Origin of the sequence: Longimicrobium sp. (assembly GCF_036280135.1) — a bacterium.
Lineage (GTDB): Bacteria > Gemmatimonadota > Gemmatimonadetes > Longimicrobiales > Longimicrobiaceae > Longimicrobium.
The window spans coordinates 1-15486 of the sequence record NZ_DASURI010000302.1; the positions used below are offsets into that span (position 1 = coordinate 1).

Annotated in this window: 14 protein-coding genes and 1 pseudogene; 5 read left to right on the forward strand and 10 right to left on the reverse strand. The window is 72.8% G+C overall.

From position 1 onward, the window contains the following. The 4 genes and pseudogenes from VFZ20_RS09515 to VFZ20_RS09530 all read left to right on the forward strand — a co-directional run. Positions 1-497, forward strand: a pseudogene (locus VFZ20_RS09515) (hypothetical protein); the annotation flags it as partial. Next, positions 490-2139 (forward strand): 4-alpha-glucanotransferase, encoded by a 1650-nt coding sequence (gene malQ / locus VFZ20_RS09520; protein WP_329683630.1) that lies wholly within the window; start codon positions 490-492, stop codon positions 2137-2139. The pseudogene VFZ20_RS09515 and the gene malQ, both read left to right, overlap by 8 nt. A 261-nt stretch (positions 2140-2400) precedes the next feature. Beyond that, a complete protein-coding gene (locus tag VFZ20_RS09525) occupies positions 2401-3096 on the forward strand; it encodes an SDR family oxidoreductase (RefSeq protein WP_329683631.1) in 696 nt (231 codons plus the stop codon). A gap of 121 nt (positions 3097-3217) precedes the next feature. Then, entirely contained in the window at positions 3218-3778 is a 561-nt protein-coding gene (locus VFZ20_RS09530) for a hypothetical protein (protein ID WP_329683632.1), read from the forward strand. Positions 3779-3863: 85 nt separating this feature from the next. Here the strand turns inward: VFZ20_RS09530 and VFZ20_RS09535 are convergent, their stop codons facing one another. After that, positions 3864-4172 (reverse strand): hypothetical protein, encoded by a 309-nt coding sequence (locus VFZ20_RS09535; protein WP_329683633.1) that lies wholly within the window; start codon positions 4170-4172, stop codon positions 3864-3866. A gap of 257 nt (positions 4173-4429) precedes the next feature. Between VFZ20_RS09535 and VFZ20_RS09540 the strand changes: the two genes are divergently transcribed. Continuing rightward, complete coding sequence (locus VFZ20_RS09540; RefSeq protein ID WP_329683634.1) at positions 4430-4654, forward strand: hypothetical protein; 225 nt, start codon at positions 4430-4432, stop codon at positions 4652-4654. Positions 4655-4707: 53 nt separating this feature from the next. Here VFZ20_RS09540 and VFZ20_RS09545 read toward each other — a convergent pair whose 3' ends face one another. The 9 genes from VFZ20_RS09545 to VFZ20_RS09585 all read right to left on the reverse strand — a co-directional run. Further along, positions 4708-4929: a Txe/YoeB family addiction module toxin gene (locus VFZ20_RS09545; RefSeq protein ID WP_414682931.1), complete on the reverse strand. Its 222-nt coding sequence runs from the start codon at positions 4927-4929 to the stop codon at positions 4708-4710. 104 nt (positions 4930-5033) lie between these two features. Then, positions 5034-5240 (reverse strand): hypothetical protein, encoded by a 207-nt coding sequence (locus tag VFZ20_RS09550; RefSeq protein WP_329683636.1) that lies wholly within the window; start codon positions 5238-5240, stop codon positions 5034-5036. Positions 5241-5311: 71 nt separating this feature from the next. Then, positions 5312-5659: a hypothetical protein gene (locus VFZ20_RS09555; RefSeq protein WP_329683637.1), complete on the reverse strand. Its 348-nt coding sequence runs from the start codon at positions 5657-5659 to the stop codon at positions 5312-5314. Beyond that, positions 5659-7467, reverse strand: a complete 1809-nt coding sequence (locus VFZ20_RS09560; RefSeq protein ID WP_329683638.1) for a protein kinase domain-containing protein — start codon at positions 7465-7467, stop codon at positions 5659-5661. Before VFZ20_RS09560 ends, VFZ20_RS09555 begins: the two co-directional genes overlap by 1 nt. A gap of 421 nt (positions 7468-7888) precedes the next feature. Then, positions 7889-9808, reverse strand: coding sequence for a protein kinase domain-containing protein (locus VFZ20_RS09565; protein ID WP_329683639.1), 1920 nt, complete (start codon positions 9806-9808; stop codon positions 7889-7891). Positions 9809-10111: 303 nt separating this feature from the next. After that, positions 10112-11158: a hypothetical protein gene (locus VFZ20_RS09570; RefSeq protein ID WP_329683640.1), complete on the reverse strand. Its 1047-nt coding sequence runs from the start codon at positions 11156-11158 to the stop codon at positions 10112-10114. Continuing rightward, positions 11155-12384 carry a PP2C family protein-serine/threonine phosphatase gene (locus tag VFZ20_RS09575; RefSeq protein WP_329683641.1) on the reverse strand — a complete coding sequence of 410 codons (1230 nt, stop codon included), beginning with the start codon at positions 12382-12384 and terminating at the stop codon, positions 11155-11157. The genes VFZ20_RS09570 and VFZ20_RS09575 overlap by 4 nt, the downstream gene beginning before the upstream one ends. Beyond that, positions 12381-14024: an FtsW/RodA/SpoVE family cell cycle protein gene (locus tag VFZ20_RS09580; protein WP_329683642.1), complete on the reverse strand. Its 1644-nt coding sequence runs from the start codon at positions 14022-14024 to the stop codon at positions 12381-12383. The genes VFZ20_RS09575 and VFZ20_RS09580 overlap by 4 nt, the downstream gene beginning before the upstream one ends. Further along, on the reverse strand, positions 14024-15486 hold a 1463-nt coding region (locus tag VFZ20_RS09585), incomplete at its 5' end, for a penicillin-binding transpeptidase domain-containing protein (RefSeq protein ID WP_329683643.1). The genes VFZ20_RS09585 and VFZ20_RS09580, both read right to left, overlap by 1 nt.

Here is a 15486-nt window from a genome sequence, read left to right on the forward strand (position 1 = left end):
CGGGCGGAAACGAGGCCGTGCAGCGCCAGCGCTACGCCTTCGCCGCCGCGTTCTCGGCCGGGGTGATGATGCCCATCGGCTACGAGTTCGGCTTTCGCAGACAGGTGAACGTGGTCTCGACGATGCCCACGGACTGGGAGCGGCGCACGTGGGACCTGCGGCCGTTCATCACCCGCGTCAACGGCCTCAAGCTCTCGCACCCCGTGCTCCAGGGCGAGGGCCACCTGCGCCCCGTGGGGATGTACGGCGACACGCTCACGCTGGAGCGCACGACGGACGACGGCGACGCGCGCGGGTGGATCGTCATCAACAAGGTGTGGAAGGAGCCCCGCCCGGTGGAGATCCCCGGGTTTCGCGCGGACGGGGCGAACCATCGCCTGTTCCGCGTCTGCCGCGACGACGCGCCCGCGGACGGCGAGCCCGTGCCGCAGGTGCTCACGCTGGACCCGGCCGAGGTCGCGTACGTCCTGCCGGTGATGGAGGGCGCCCGTGGCTGATTCGCCCAAGCAGAGCGAGGCGCGGACGGGACCCGGGCCGTCGACGAAGGACGAGTCTCCTACCATCGGCGCGCGGGCCAGCGGCATCCTGCTGCATCCCACGTCGCTGCCCGGCCCCGGCACGGGCGACCTGGGGGAGCACGCGTTCCGGTTCATCGACTGGCTGGAGTACGCGGAGCAGTCGCTGTGGCAGCTGCTGCCGCTGGTGGCCGTGAACGAGGGCGGATCGCCGTACAGCGCCCTGAGCGCGTTCGCGGGCAACCCGCTGCTCATCAGCCCCGCGGAGCTGGTGATCCACGGGCTGCTGGAGCCCGAGGACGCCGCCGCGCCGGACCTGGACCGCGACGACGTGGACTTTCCCGCCGTCATGCGGTGGAAGGACGAGGTCGTCCGCGCCGCGCAAAAGGTGCTGGCGGACGACGAGGACCTGCGGGCGGACTTCGCCGCGTACCGCGAGGAGGAGAGCGCGTGGCTGGACGACTACGCGCTCTTTCGCGCCATCCGCGAGCAGCAGGGCGGCGCCTGCTGGGCCAGCTGGCCGGAGCCCCTGCGCGACCGGCACCCCAACGCCCTGGAGCAGGCGCGGCACGAGCTGTTCGAGCAGATCGAGCGGCACGCGTACGCGCAGTACCTGTTCGACCTGCAGTGGGCCGCCGTGCGCCGGTACGCGCACGCGCACGCCATCCGCATCGTGGGCGACGTGCCCATCTTCGTGGCCCACGACAGCGCGGACGTGTGGGCGCACCCCGAGCTCTTCTCCCTCACGCCCGACGGCCAGCCGACGGTCGTCAGCGGGGTGCCGCCGGACTACTTCAGCGAGACGGGGCAGCGGTGGGGCAACCCGCTGTACCGCTGGGACGTGATCGAGCAGACGGGCTACCGCTGGTGGATCGACCGCTTCCGGCGGACGCTGGACATGGTGGACGTGGTACGCATCGACCACTTTCGCGGCTTCGAGTCGTACTGGGAGGTGCCGGCGACGGAGGAGACGGCCATCCACGGCCGGTGGGTGCCGGGGCCGGGGCGCAAGCTGTTCGATGCCGTGCGGGCGGAGCTGGGCGCGCTCCCCGTGATCGCGGAGGACCTGGGCATCATCACGGACGAGGTGGAGCAGCTGCGCGACGATCTGGGGCTGCCGGGAATGCGCGTGCTGCAGTTCGCGTTCGGCGAGGAGAACGCCCGGAACCCGCACCTGCCCGCCAACTACGTGCACAACGCCGTGGCGTACACGGGCACGCACGACAACGACACGTCGCTGGGCTGGTACGCCGACGCGGACCGCGACGCGCGCCGGCAGCTGCAGGCCGTGGCGGGCGGGGGCGACGGGGAGATGAACTGGCGGATGATCGAGGCGGTGATGCGCTCCGAGGCCGGCTGGGCCGTCTTTCCCGTGCAGGACGTGCTGGGGCTGGGCGGCCAGGCACGGATGAACACGCCGGGTGTGGCGGAGGGCAACTGGGCGTGGCGGCTGGCGGAGGGCGAGCTCACGCCCGAGCTTGCGCAGCGCCTGGCCGCCCTCGTCCGCGAATCCGGCCGCGCGCGCGATGGGCGCGCGCCGCGGCGGGGGGAGCCGGCCGGCGGATCGGGCGAGGAGAAGGACGGATCGGGCGGATCGGACGGATCGGGGGAGTCCACGCGGTAGAAGCGGGGACTCGTCGGCGAGCGGGCGCCCCCCTCCCCGACCCTCCCCCACAAACTGCGTGGGGGAGGGAGGTTGCGCGGGAGAGGGCCGTCGCGACGGCGGCGCGGATCGCTGTTGCAGTGCTCCCCCTCCCCCGCGAAGCGGGGGCAGGGGGTCGGGGGGAAGGGGCCCTCGGCGGGGCGGCAGACTGACAGCGGTCGTGCACGGACCGTGTTCCCCCTTCCCGCCTCACCGCTACCACTTCACCACTCCGGGACCGAAATGGATCGCGTCGCGTTGATCACGGGAGGCGCGGGCGGGCTGGGACGCGCCTGCGTGGACGCCTTTCTCGCCGACGGCTGGCACGTGGCCGTCCCCACGCACCACGCCGGCGGCGACGACGCCCTGCGCCAGGCCGCCGCGCGCCACGGCGACCGCCTGACCTGGTTCGACGCGGACCTTACATCGGAGGAGGGCGCGTCGCACGCGGTCGCGCGGACGCTGGAGTGGGCCGGGCGGCTGGACGCCGTCGTCCACACGGTGGGCGGATACGCCGGCGGTGCGCCCCTGCACGAAGCTCCCGTGGACGAGTGGGACCGGATGATGAGCGTGAACCTCCGCAGCGCGTACCTCGTGGCGCGCGCGGCGCTGCCGCGGCTGCGCGTGGGCGGATCGCTCGTCTTTGTCTCGTCGCGGGCCGCGCTCACGGGGCGGAAGGGGCACGCGGCGTACGCCGTCAGCAAGGCGGCGCTGCTCACGCTGGTTGAAGCCATCGCCGAGGAGCAGAAGGGGCGCGTCCGCGCCAACGCCGTGCTCCCCGGCACCATCGACACGCCCGCCAACCGGGCCGCCATGCCGGCCGCGGACCCCGCGTCGTGGACGGCGCCGGACGAGATCGCGCGGGTAATCCTCTTCCTCGCCTCCGCCGCGTCCGGAACGGTGAGCGGGGCCGCCATTCCCGTCTACGGTAGCAGCTGATGGGCACGGATGTTCCTGCATCCGCTTCAACATTGCACAAACCTTGCACAGCCCTGGCGCGCGCTCCCTGACGCGGGAGCGCGACGAGGGATTTCCATCAACGCACACCAGGAGAACTGGCATGAACGCGACCCGGCTCTGGGTTTTGACCGCACTTCCCTTCGCGCTGGCCGCCTGCGGCGGCGGTGATGACGCGGCGGAAGGCGGCGCCGACACCACGGCGGCGGTGGTGACGGACACCACGACGGCCCCCATGGCGACCGGCACCACGCCCATGGGCACCGACACCACCATGACCGGCGCGCAGGCCGTGGGCGGCGCCGTCACGCTGAACGCCGTCGGCACGTCGGGCGTCACGGGCACGGCCCAGCTCATGGACCACGGCAGCGGCCAGACCATGGTGACGGTGAACCTGATGGCGCAGGGCAACACCACGCACGGTGGCCACATCCACACGGGCACCTGCGAGCAGCCCGGGCCGCCCGTGGCGCCCCTGGAGAACGTGACGCTGGCCAACGGCGCCGGCACGTCCAGCAGCACGGTGAACGTGCCCCTGGCCACGGTGATGAACGGCCAGCACATCATCGCGTACCACGAGCGCGCGGGGGACGACCCCGGCTCGCCCGTGACCTGCGGCGCCATCCCCGCGCAGCAGGGCGGCGCCACCGGCGCGGCGATGTAATTCCGCCCCTTCGCGGACAACGCAACGACGCCCCGGCGGCCGCAAAGGACCGCCGGGGCGCTCATTCATCCGCCGTCCGCGTGCGTCAGCAGGCCGCGCCGGGCCCGGTGCACTGCGGGTAGAAGCAGGTCTCCACGGCGTCGCAGGTGTACGCCCCGGGGCAGGTGTAGTAGCCGTTGCAGGTGCCCGTCTGGCATACGCCGCTGCCGCAGCCGTAGTCGGTGTTGCAGTAGCCCCCGCCGCCGCATCCCGACACCACGCCGCAGCTCTGACACTCGTCCGTCCACGGTCCGGATTGCTGGTGGGCCTGCACCGTTCCGCGCGGTTCCGCCTTTGCGCCCGGGGCGAACGACTCCACCGCCAGGTCGTCCAGGGCGAGCTTCATCTTGCGCATGGCCGTTCCTCCTGTCGTCACGGAAAGGGAGCGCACGGGCAACGGCCCGCGCGCGGTGAGCGGCTAAAGGATACGTCGCAAAACGGTTGTCTTCAAGATTCCTGTGCAGGCTGTCCGATCCCCGTGTCGCGTGGCGGGAGACGTGGCCGAGCCGGTACGGATCGCGGATAGGGACACGGGTGCATTCGTGACGATGCACATCCACCATGGTGCATCACCGGGATTTGCAGACATCCACCGTCACCGGGAGCCGCATCATGGCCGTCACCGCGACCGAGCAGGCGCTGCGCGATGCGCGAGAGGAGGAGGCCGCGCTGGCGTTGTGGTCCACCTGCAGCCATCCCGCCGCCAGCGAAGCCGACTGGCGCCGCCTTCCCGAAGCCGTGCGGATGCACTACCGCCAGCGCGCGCGGATGGCGCTGGGCTTCGATCCGCGCGGCTTCGACGCGCACGGCATGGCCGCGTACGAACCGGCGGCGTAGCTGGTCCCCGGAAACAGGAACGCCCCGCGCCGAATCATCAGCGCCGGGGCGTTTTACTCGTAGTGGAACCGGGCCGATACGAAGAGGATTCTGTCGGGTAGCACCTCGTAGACGAGACGGTGCTCGTCGTTGATCCGCCTCGACCACATACCCTGCAGATTGTGCTTCAGGCGCTCAGGTTTTCCCTTTCCCTCAAACGGGGAGCGCTTGATGTCATCCATCAGCTCGAGGACACGGGCAGCCAGCCGGGGCTCCGTGAGCACCCAGTGCTGCAGATCGGCACGGAATGGATCCTGAACTACGAAGACCCGTTCGGATCGCTCTGCCGCAGGAGCAGAAACGGGCAGGGGAGATCCCCTGCCCTTCCGGTTCTTGTTTTTCAAAGACCGAGTTCGCGCCGTAGTTCGTCCATGGTCACGACGCGAGTCCCGCGTCCGGCGCGCGCATCCTCGATTGCGGCGAGGAGCCGGCGCGCGTTGGCGGGCGAGCTCATCAGGTACTCGGTGTCACCGCGTGAGCGATAGCGGCGATATCCGAGTCCCCGAAGCTTGGAAACCGCAAGGCGCCGCATCAGACCGATCGTCATGGTGCTGGAGCTTCCGTCCTGGGGTAGGTACTTCCGCCGACGGGAAAACATCACAGCGTGCACGCATTCAGTCAAGGGGATCTGGAAGGGCCGCCCGCCGCCCCCAGCACCGTCCACGCAACGCGCTCGTAGCGGCTGCCGGCGAACCGCTCGCGCAGCAGGCGCAGCGCCGCCCGGCCCGCCGCCACCAGCGATTCCGCCTCCACCTCCACCATCGTGCGGATGCGGTAGCTCACGCGGAACTCCTCCACGATGCGCCCCTGCTCGTCCACGCGGCTCACGTCCGTCACGTCGACGCGCGCGTCGGGCCACAGGGCGCGGATCTCCTTCTCCACCTGGTGCTCCGCGTCGGCCAGGCCGTACGCGGGCAGCTCCACCCGCCCCATGCCGCCCAGGGGCACCTGGTGCGCCACGGCCATCAGCGCGGGTTGCCGATGCGCAGCGTGTCGCGCGGCGCGTTGGGCCGCGCGGGGATGCTCAGCGTGTCCACCGGGCCGTCCGGGCCGGGGACGGACGGCGTGTTCACGTCCGTGGGGCCGGGCACCGGCTGGATGGGCGGCGGCGCCACGGCCGCGCGCAGCTGCTCCAGCCGCGCCAGGGCACTGCGCCGCTCGTTGGCGCTGAGCGTGACCTCCACGAACGCTTCGAGCGCGCGGACGGCGCTCACCGTGTCGCCCAGGGCCAGCCGCGCCTCGGCCAGGTGGCTGTACAGCAGGTCGTAGCGGTTGTCGATGCGGATGGTCTCCTCCAGCAGCGCCGCCGCGTCCTGGTGCCGGCCCATGCGGATGAGCGTGGCGCCCAGGTTGTCGCGGTACTCCGCGCTCCGCGGCTGCTGCTGCACGGCCCGCTCGAAGTACACCAGCGCCGAGTCGTACTGCCCCGCGTTGAAAAAGCGCAGGCCGTTGGTGTTGAGCACCAGCGCGTCCACGGAGTCGATGGTGTCCTGCCTGGCCGTGTCCACCGTCACCGAGTCGCCCGCCACGGGCCCCGTGGACCGCCGCGCGTTCATCTGCTGCATCACCACCCACGCGCCCAGCGCCACGACGACGAGGAGCAGCACCCACACGTACGCCGGCACCCCGCGGCGCTCCTCCGCCAGCACGCGGTGGCGCGGCGGCGGCATCACGGGGTTCTGCGCGCGCTGCGCCGGCGGGGGACCGCGGTGCACGGGCGGGGTGGGCCGGACGGCGGGCACGGGCGGCGCCACCATCGTCCGGTCATCGTCGTCCGCGTAGTCCACGTAGGCGGGCGAGCCGGCGGCCATCGTGCGGTCGTCGTCGTCCACCTCCATCGCGCCCGTCACGCCGGGCACCACGCCCATCACGGGCGACGCGGACAGGCGCCGTAGCAGCGGGTCCAGCGCGTCGGCCAAGGCGCCCGCGTTCTCGAAACGCTCGCCGGGGTCCGGCGCCAGCGCGCGGCGGATGACCGTCTCCACCTCCTGCGGCACCTGCGGGTTGCGGGCGCGCAGCGAGGGCACGGGCACCTCCATCCCGGCCGCCATGCGGTTGCGGTCCGCCTCGGTGAACGGCCGCGTCCCCGTCAGGAGCTGAAATCCCAGCGCGCCCAGGGAAAAGACGTCGGAGGCGGGCGTCAGCCGCCGCTCGCCGCGCAGCTGCTCGGGCGAGGCGTAGGCCGGGGAAAGCGGCGCACGGCCGTCGTGCGTGAGGCCGGCCGAGGCCGTGTCTTCCTCCTCCTCGGCCATGGCCTTGGCGATGCCGAAGTCCAGCACGCGCACCTCGTCCTCGCCGCCGCCGCGGACCAGGAAGACGTTGCCGGGCTTTACGTCGCGGTGGATGAGGTGGGTGCGGTGGCCCACGTGCACGCCGCGGGCGGCCTCGCGAAGGACGCGCAGGGCCTCGCCCATGGGCGGGGGGCCGGCGCGCTGCAGGCGGGTGGCCAGGTCCTCGCCCTCCAGCAGCTCCATGACGATGTAGTCCAGCCCCAGGTCGTCGTCCGTGCCGTAGTCGTGCACGGTGACGGCGTTGGGGTGCTTGGGCAGGCGGGCGGCGGACGCGGCCTCGTGCTTGAAGCGCGCGCGCAGCCGCTCGCGCACCTCGGGGTCGTTGCCGGTGCTGGCGGTGATCACCTTGACGGCCACGGGGCGGCCCAGGCGGGTATCGGTGGCGCGGTACACGGCGCCCATGCCGCCGCGCCCGATCACCTCCTCGATGCGGTAGCGCCCGCCCAGCTCCCGTCCCTTCAGCAGCGATTCCAGTCCCGCCATCAGGCCCCAGTCTTTTCGTGAACGTGTGAAAGCATGGATACTTTCGCACTCTCGCACTGTTGAACTGCCGGTTTGGGCGTGCCCCTCCGCTGCGCTCCGGGTCGGGCTGCGCGCGCCGTAGGCAACGATACAACTGTTGCCAACGGCGCCGAGCTCGTGCCCGGATGCGAAGTCTCTCTCGCCCGCCGAGGGCCCCCACCCCCCGACCCCCTGCCCCCGCTTCGCGGGGGAGGGGGAGGGGGTGGGGGAGGGGGAGAACCCAGCCCCAGCACGGGCCGGCCACCGCGCGCGATCCTCGCCCAGCAACCTCCCTCCCCCACGCAGTTTGTGGGGGAGGGTCGGGGAGGGGGGCGCTCCCCCTTCGCCGGCCCTCCGCCTTCTCGCTCGGGCCCGCCCTGCCCCTGCGGCCCCCGCCCTGCCCCTACGGCCAGCGCTGCGCCTCGCCCTCGTCCCCACTCGCATCGCGCGACGGCTGCACGAACAGGGTGTCGCGCCAGCCGTCGCGGTCGTTCCACGTGCGGCGGCGCACCACACCCAACCCGCCCGTCCCCACGCGGCTCGTGATGGTCATGCCGCCGCGCGGGTCGTAGACCGTGTCCGTCTGGGCATCCACATGGCTGGCGACCCAGTCGTCCCACGTGGACGGGTCGTTCACGTCCGGCAGGCTCACGGCGGGCGCCTCCCGCACGTCCTCCCACTCCTGCGTGTCGGAGTGCATGGCGCCCAGCCGGTCCAGGAACGTCTCCGCCTCGCGCCGGCGCCCGGGCGACGGGTCCATGGCCAGCAGCGACTGCATGCTCGCGATGGCGCCCGCCGTGTCGCCCGCCACGAGCTGCGCCTCGGCGAGGTTGCTGTACGCCACCTCGCGCTCCGGGTGCCGCGCCACCACGTCGCCCAGGGCCGTCACGGCCTCGTGCGTGCGGCCGGCGCGCAGGAGCGCGTACGCGTAGTTGTTGGCGAACTCCGCCTGCCCCGGCGCCTTGCGCATGGCCCGGGCGAACGCCTCCACGGCGCCCGCGTACTCGCCCCGGCGAAACTTGCGCAGGCCCTCGTCGTTCTCCTCCGCGGCCGAGAGCACGCGCGCGGGCGCCACGGCGGCGGGGGGTCCGCTCTCCGCCCGCAGGACCACGAGCCCGAACCCGCCCGCCACGGCGCCCAGCCCCATGGCCGCGACCGTCACCGCCTGCACCGCGCGCTTGCGCCGCCGCGCGCGGCGCACGCGCTCCAGCTCCGCCTCCAGCCCCGTGGGGTCGTCCGGCAGGTCACGGCCGCGCCGCTTGAGCCCCAGGAACTGCAGCACGTCCGGCGTCGCCGCCAGCGCCGTCGCGTCATCCGACGCGCGCTGTCCGGCCAGCACCGTCCCCTCGTCGCCGATGACGGCCGTGGCGTCGTCCGACGCGCGGCGCTGCGCCTCGGCGGCCGCCGCGGCGCCGGGAAGGTCGGCGGCGCGGCGCAGGCGGCTGAGCGCGCGGTGCAGCTCCGTGGCGAGCTCGCCCGCGTCGTCATAGCGGGCGGACGCGTCCTCGGCGAGGGCGCGGCGGACGATGACCTCCACCTCGCGCGGTACGTCCGGGTTGCGCGACACCATGGACGGGATGGGCACGGGCAGCCCCTGCTTGCGCCGCACCATGTCGTCCTTGCTGAACAGCCGCGACCGCGTGAGCAGCTCGAACGCCACCACGCCCAGCGAGTACACGTCCGACGCGCGGGTCACCGACTCGCGCCGCAGGTGCTCCGGCGGGCAGTACGGCTCCGAGCCGAACCACTCGCCGGGGAGCGTGAGGTGCGTGCGCGTCTCTTCTTCCTCGTCCTCGTCCAGCAGCTTGGCGATGCCAAAGTCCAGGATGCGGACGTGCGGCTCGGCCCCGCCCGCGTTCTCCAGGAAGATGTTGGCCGGCTTGAGGTCGCGGTGCACCAGCCCGTTCTCGTGGCCCACGGCCACGCCGCGCGCGGCGTCGCGCAGCAGGTGCAGCGCGGAGCGGAGCGAGACGGGCTCCGGCCGGGCCAGGCGCTCGCGCAGGCTTTCGCCGCGCAGCAGCTCCATCACCAGGAAGTCGAGCTTGTCGGTGCTGCCAAAGTCCAGCACCCGCACCAGGTTGGGGTGCAGGGGCAGGCGCGAGGCGATCTCCGCCTCGTGGACAAAGCGCTGGCGCAGGCGTTCCACCTGCGGCGGCGTCATGCCGCGGGGCGGATCGAGCACCTTGACCGCCACGTCGCGGCCGCGCTCCAGGTCTTCGGCGCGAAACACCACGCCAAAGCCCCCCTCGCCCAGCACCGCCGCCAGGCGGTACCGGCCGTTGAGCTCGTGTCCGATCAGGAACTGTCCTGCCAAGCCTGCCATGATGCCCTCTCGAGCGATGGGGGTAGACCGCGCCCCTCAGCCCCTCAACCCAAGTACGAAGATGCGGACGTGCGGAGAATGCGAACGTACGGCCCCGCCCGCCATACGTTTCACCCGGCTGCCTCGCGAAACCCTTAATCTAACCTGTCCAGCCGACTTGCGGGCCCCGATCGAAGTGTATTCCCTCTCCCACGCCGTTTGTGGGAGAGGGTGGCGAGGAACGAGCCGGGTGAGGGCCCCGCGCGCGAGAGCGCGATGCAGTTACTTTCGCACTCTCGCACTTTCGCACTCCCGCACTGCTGTTCAGCCGAACTGCGTCCGGTCCGGGTCGTCCTCGACCTCCGGCTCCACGCGGATCTCCGCCGGTCCGTCGTCCTTCTTCGCCCCGCCGATCTCGCGGATGCGCACGAACGGCCCGTGCCCGCCAATGCGGATGAGCTGCCCCGGCGGAACGAACAGCGAGTGCGCCTCCATCCCCTCCAGCTGCAGCGCGCTGGACCGGTCGTTGGCGCCGCTCACCTCGCGCTCGCCCGCGTGGATGGAGTTGAGCCCGAGGTTGTACACGTCGAAGCCCTCGCGCCCGTCCCGGTGCGCGAAGACGAGCGCAAGCTGCCGGCGGCTCACGCGGTCGCTGTTGGTCAGCTGGATGTCGCTGCGCAACGCCGCGTTGTCCGTCTGCCGGCCCACAGTGGTGATGGCCTGGGAAATGGGAAAGCGCTCCAGCTCCGTCCCGTCTTCCTCCTCCGCCACCAGCTCGTAGCGGCCGGCCGGGAAGGACGGCGTGGCCGGCATGCGCGGGGCGGCCGGCGCGGCGGGGGCAATTCCCTCCACCCGCGTGGCGTCGGGATCCACGAATTCCGGCGAGCGCCCGGCGAACAGCGTCTCGGCGATGGGCGGCGCGGCGGGCGCGGGCGGTCGCGGCGGCATGGCGGCCACCGTGGGCTCCGCCGGCGGCGCGGCGGCGATGGGCGCCGGCTCCGGCTCGCCCGCGGGCTGCACGGCCACGCGGAACAGCGGCGCGCCCTTTTGTCCCGCCTCGCGCAGGCGCACGCGGTAGTCGCGGTCGTACAGCGAGCCGTGGCGCATGACGCTGTCCGTGAGGTCGCCCTCCAGGTCCGCCGCCATGGGCGCCACGGCCCGCGCCGCGTCGGGCCGCAGCGTCACCACGAGCGTCGTGAGCGGCAGCAGCTTGACGTACTTGTCGGGGATGGCCCGCGAGTTGTCCCGGTCGATCAGGTCGCCCAGGGCCAGCTTGATCTCGGGGATGGCCTCGCGCAGGAACGAGTCCAGCAGCGGCTCCTCGCCGCCGTGCTCCGTGGCGGGGCGGGTGGCCGGGGTAAAGTCGGTCATGGCTGCGTCGTGCGGTTTGGCTGCGTGCGGTTGGGCGTGGTCCCGTTGGTCCCAGTGGGCGCGGGCTGCGGCGCGCCGATGCCGGCCTGCGGCACGGGTCCGCCCGGCGTCACGGCGGCGGCCGTGCTGTCCACCGCCAGGGTGTCCACGGGCGCGGCGGCCGCGCGCATGGCCGCGACCTCCGCGCGCAGGCTGTCGAGCTGCGCCGTCAACGCCGGGTCGGCGCCGCGGTTCTGGCTGGCGGCCCAGGCCGCGTACCCGGCCAGGCCCAGCGCCAGCAGGGCCAGCAGCAGGGGCAGGATGCCGCCCCCTCGGCGTCCGGCGTTCACGTCCGTCTCCTCCCGCATCAGGTTTCGCGGCGGGGCATGCGCGTCCCGTCCCCCCGCGGTCGTCGTTGTCGAAGTCGCCGCGGGCGTGGACGGGCGGGCGGGCGGCGCGGGCATGGTGTCGCCCCCGCCGTCCAGCACGCGCACGGCCACGGCCGTGTAGTTGTCGTCGGGTCCGCGCTCTTCCACCTTGCGCGTCACGGCCTCGCAGACCGCGCGCGCCGAATCCAGCGCCATGGCGTCGCCCAGCTCGTCCAGGCGCATGGCCTTGGTCACGCCGTCGCTGATCAGCAGGTACGTCCAGCCCGGGCGCACGGGGATCCAGCTGGCCTCCGCCTCGCCGCCCCTGCCCACGGCGCGCTGCAGGCGGTTGGCGCCGGGCGAATCGGGGATCTCGTCCAGGGCGATCTCGCCCGCCTCCCAGCGCGCGTACGCCGGCGTGTGATCGCGGGTTTCCAGCCGCACCGTGCCGTCAGGCGTGCGGCTCAGGATGCGCACGTCGCCCACGTGCGCGCCGATCCACCCGGCGTCGCCCGCGCGGTCCACCGTCAGGGCCATGAGGGCCAGGGCGCACCCCATCCCCCCGCGGTCGCCGGGCGACTCCTGCGCCAGCCGCGCCACGGCCTCGTCGGCAAAGCGCACGGCGTAGCGGGCGGCGTCCAGGCTGCGGATCTCCTCCCCGCGCACGAGCGCGCCCAGGGCCGTGTCGGCGGCCAGGCGGCCGGCGCGCTCGCCGCCCATCCCGTCGGCCACGGCCACGATGCCGCGGGTGGCGAACGCGTCCACGTCGAACGCGTCCTGGTTCTCGGCGCGCGGCCCCTGCGCGCTGGCCCCCGCCACGTCGAACAGCATTCCGTGCAGGGGAATGGGCTGCAGCCCCTTGGTAACGGCGTCGGTCATCGGATCCGGATTCCCTGCGCCCGCGGCTCTGCCGGGGGCGCGGCGAGTGCTTCGTCGTAGATCTCCTCCCGGGCGCGGCGGTGGCTCACCCCCGCCGCCAGCCCCACGGCGAACGCGGACGCCAGCAGCTTGGCCCCGCCGTGGGCGGCGAACGCCGTCGCCACACCCGTGAGGGGAATCAAGCGAATTCCGCCCATGGCCGCCAGCCAGAAGGGGATGCCGATGAGCATGGCCACCCCCGTCACCAGCGTTCGCTCGAATGCGCCGGACTCGCGCGCGGCCGTGCTGAGCAGGTGGACGATGAACAGCGTGTACAGCAGCACGATGCTCACGGCGCCCGCCCACCCCCAGTTGGCCGCGATGCCCGTGATGAAGCCGTCGTCCGCGGCGTTGGGCGCCGTCTCGGCGTGGCCGCGGCCGGGGCCCTGCCCCAGCAGCCCGCCCTCGATGACGTTGGCGTCGAACAGCTTCATCTGGTGCAGCTTGGCCGCCCACTTCTCCCGCTCCGGCTCCGACATCTCCGCCGGGTTCTTGTACGGGTCGTAGGCCAGCTCCAGGCGCGTGGCCGAGCGGTCGTCCACGTTGAAGGCCAGGACGACGAGCACGGCCCAGACGACCATCATCAATCCCGCCCACCAGCCCCGCCGCGTGCCCACCAGCAGCATGGCCGCCAGCGAGCCCGCCAGGACGATGGAAAGCCCCAGCTCGCGGATGATGAGGAACGGGATGACGGGCCCCGCGCCGTACAAGAACAGGTTCAGCAGGCGCCGCGGCTCCATGACGGAGCCCGGCCGGGCCAGGTTGTACGCGTCCTCGGCCAGCGTGGCCGCCCAGATGACGATGAACAGCGGGAGAAAGAGCTCCCACGGCGTCATCCCCCCCACCTTGCCCAGGCTCGTGAAGCCGATGGTGAGGACAAAGAACACGGCCAGCACGGGGACGAACGGGATGAGCCGGTGATCTCGTATCCACCGCATCAATCGTGGCTCCCGCGACACCAGGAAGCCCACCAGCAGGGCGAACGGCGCCAGGAACACGCTGAAGTGCGCCGCCGACCGCGCGAAGAAGCCGCGCGACTCCGTCTCCTGCCGCACGGCCCGCTCGAACGGGTCCGGCAGGGGGGGCGGCGGGCCCTGGTAGACGGTCTCCTTGCGCTCCTCGCTGTACGCGCGCTCGATGCTGTGCAGCCGCGAGCGGGTGGCCTTGAGCTCGTTGGCCCGCGCCTTGGCCTTGCCCACGGCCTGGTACGCCGGGTCCGTGAACAGCTGGAACTGCGTGGGCCGCGTGAGGCTGAAGATGAGGATGGGCAGAACGACGATGGCCCAGCTGCCCCGGTACCCCAGCGCCCGCAGGGCCACGAGCACGGCGATCCACGCCACGAGGGCCACGCCGTCGCGGATGAAGGTGCCGCCCGCCCCCGGCGAGGTGCCGTGCACGGGCCAGATTCCCGTGACGACGGACAGGTGCGCGGCCACGTAGAACGCGGCGGCCAGCAGCAGCCCCCACCACAAAAAGCCGGGGACCACGCGGCCGGAGCGCTGCTCCGACGGCAGGTTGTGCCCCTTGATCTTTACGGTCACGCCTTCCGGGCCCACGGCCCGGGGCGCGCGGCTGCGGCGGAACAGGTCGCGGAGCGCCATCAGCGTTCCTCCGTCCGCGCGGCCACGCCGCGCGCGGGGGCGGCGGGCTGGCCGCCCTGCCCCTCGCCGGCGCCGGGCGTGGTGAACTGGGGAGAGCGGCTCATCCACCGCGTCATCTCGCCGGCGATGCGGGCGGGGTTGCGGCCGCCCTGCCCGCCGCGCCGCAGGTACACCACGACGGTGTATCGCGGCTTGCGGTCCGGGCCGTACATCAGCCCCGCGAACCAGCCGTCGGGCGCGGGGGCGCCGGCCACGTCCGCCGTGCCCGTCTTGCCGCCCAGGTCCCATCCCGTCCCCGCCAGGCGCGCCTTGGCCACCTGCGCCGTTCCCGTGTCCACGACGGAAAGCATGGCCTGCTGCAGCTTGAGGGAGGTGGAGGGCTTCATGATCGGCCGTCCGTCGCCGCGCTGCTCCAGCCGGTCCCATTCCAGCGTGGGGTCCAGCATGACGCCGTTGTTGCCGATGGCCTGCACAAAGCGCGAGACGGCCAGCGGCGTCACGTCCACGGGCCCCTGGCCGATGGCGATCTGCCCCCACTCGTGGGCCGTGAAGCGCGGGGCAAAGCGCACGCGCACGGGTGGCGGCGTCATCCGCTTTGCCCACGCCTCGTTGCCCGTGTTCCAGAACCCGTCGGCCGACGTGGACGGCAGGCCCTCGGAGTAGGGGACGAAGCCAAAGCGGGTGTACGCGTCGCGGAACGCCTCCACGCCCAGCCGCTGGCGCATGTCCAGCGCCATCTGCACGGCGGCCGTGTTGCACGACACCGTGAGCATCCCCGTGGGGACGGTGATGGACGGGTACTCGTGGCTCTCGAAGTTGCGGATGCGCGCGTTGCCCGTCTGGATGTACGGCGGGCAGGGCATGCGCGTGTCCTCCAGCCCCGCGTCCCACCACAGCGCGGCCAGGGCCAGCTTGAAGACGGAGCCCGGGGGCGCGTACCGCTTGATGCCGAACGGCGGATCTTCCGCGCGGCCCGTGGCGGCATAGGCCACGATGGCGCCCGTCTGCACGTCCTGGATGATGACGGCGCCCTCGCGCCCCGTGGCCGAAAGCAGCCGCCACGCCTCGCGGGTGGGCTCGGCGCACAGCGTCAGGCGCAGGTCCGTGCCCACCGGGTGCAGCTCCGCCTGCTCGGCAAAGCGCGACGGGGCGCGCAGCTGTTTGGCGAAGAGCCGTTCGACCGTGTAGTCGCGGTCGTCCGCGCCCGTGCCGCCGCCCACGAGGTTGGCGCCGGCCTCGCCCAGGGGGTAGATGCGCTGCACCTCGCCGTCGCGCACGCCGTAGCGGGCCAGGGCGTTGGCGTCCTGGCCCGTGCAGTCGTAGATCCAGCCGCGCAGCTCGGCGCGGTTGCGCTCGGCCTCGCGCGGGTCGCCGTAGCGGCGCCACGCCATGCGGCCTTCCTCGATCTTTTCTCCGTTCCACAGCAGCCGCGCGTGGCCCCACGCGTAGATGCCGGACATCA

What these genes read in the sequence shown, in the direction of transcription:
- VFZ20_RS09530 (WP_329683632.1), top strand. Translation starts at nt 3,218, where the DNA reads ATGAACGCGACCCGGCTCTGGGTTTTGACCGCACTTCCCTTCGCGCTG.
- VFZ20_RS09540 (WP_329683634.1), top strand. Translation starts at nt 4,430, where the DNA reads ATGGCCGTCACCGCGACCGAGCAGGCGCTGCGCGATGCGCGAGAGGAG.
- VFZ20_RS09580 (WP_329683642.1), bottom strand. Translation starts at nt 14,024, where the DNA reads ATGGCGCTCCGCGACCTGTTCCGCCGCAGCCGCGCGCCCCGGGCCGTG.
- VFZ20_RS09525 (WP_329683631.1), top strand. Translation starts at nt 2,401, where the DNA reads ATGGATCGCGTCGCGTTGATCACGGGAGGCGCGGGCGGGCTGGGACGC.
- VFZ20_RS09555 (WP_329683637.1), bottom strand. Translation starts at nt 5,659, where the DNA reads ATGGCCGTGGCGCACCAGGTGCCCCTGGGCGGCATGGGGCGGGTGGAG.
- VFZ20_RS09535 (WP_329683633.1), bottom strand. Translation starts at nt 4,172, where the DNA reads ATGCGCAAGATGAAGCTCGCCCTGGACGACCTGGCGGTGGAGTCGTTC.
- VFZ20_RS09560 (WP_329683638.1), bottom strand. Translation starts at nt 7,467, where the DNA reads ATGGCGGGACTGGAATCGCTGCTGAAGGGACGGGAGCTGGGCGGGCGC.
- VFZ20_RS09570 (WP_329683640.1), bottom strand. Translation starts at nt 11,158, where the DNA reads ATGACCGACTTTACCCCGGCCACCCGCCCCGCCACGGAGCACGGCGGC.
- VFZ20_RS09575 (WP_329683641.1), bottom strand. Translation starts at nt 12,384, where the DNA reads ATGACCGACGCCGTTACCAAGGGGCTGCAGCCCATTCCCCTGCACGGA.
- VFZ20_RS09550 (WP_329683636.1), bottom strand. Translation starts at nt 5,240, where the DNA reads ATGACGATCGGTCTGATGCGGCGCCTTGCGGTTTCCAAGCTTCGGGGA.
- VFZ20_RS09565 (WP_329683639.1), bottom strand. Translation starts at nt 9,808, where the DNA reads ATGGCAGGCTTGGCAGGACAGTTCCTGATCGGACACGAGCTCAACGGC.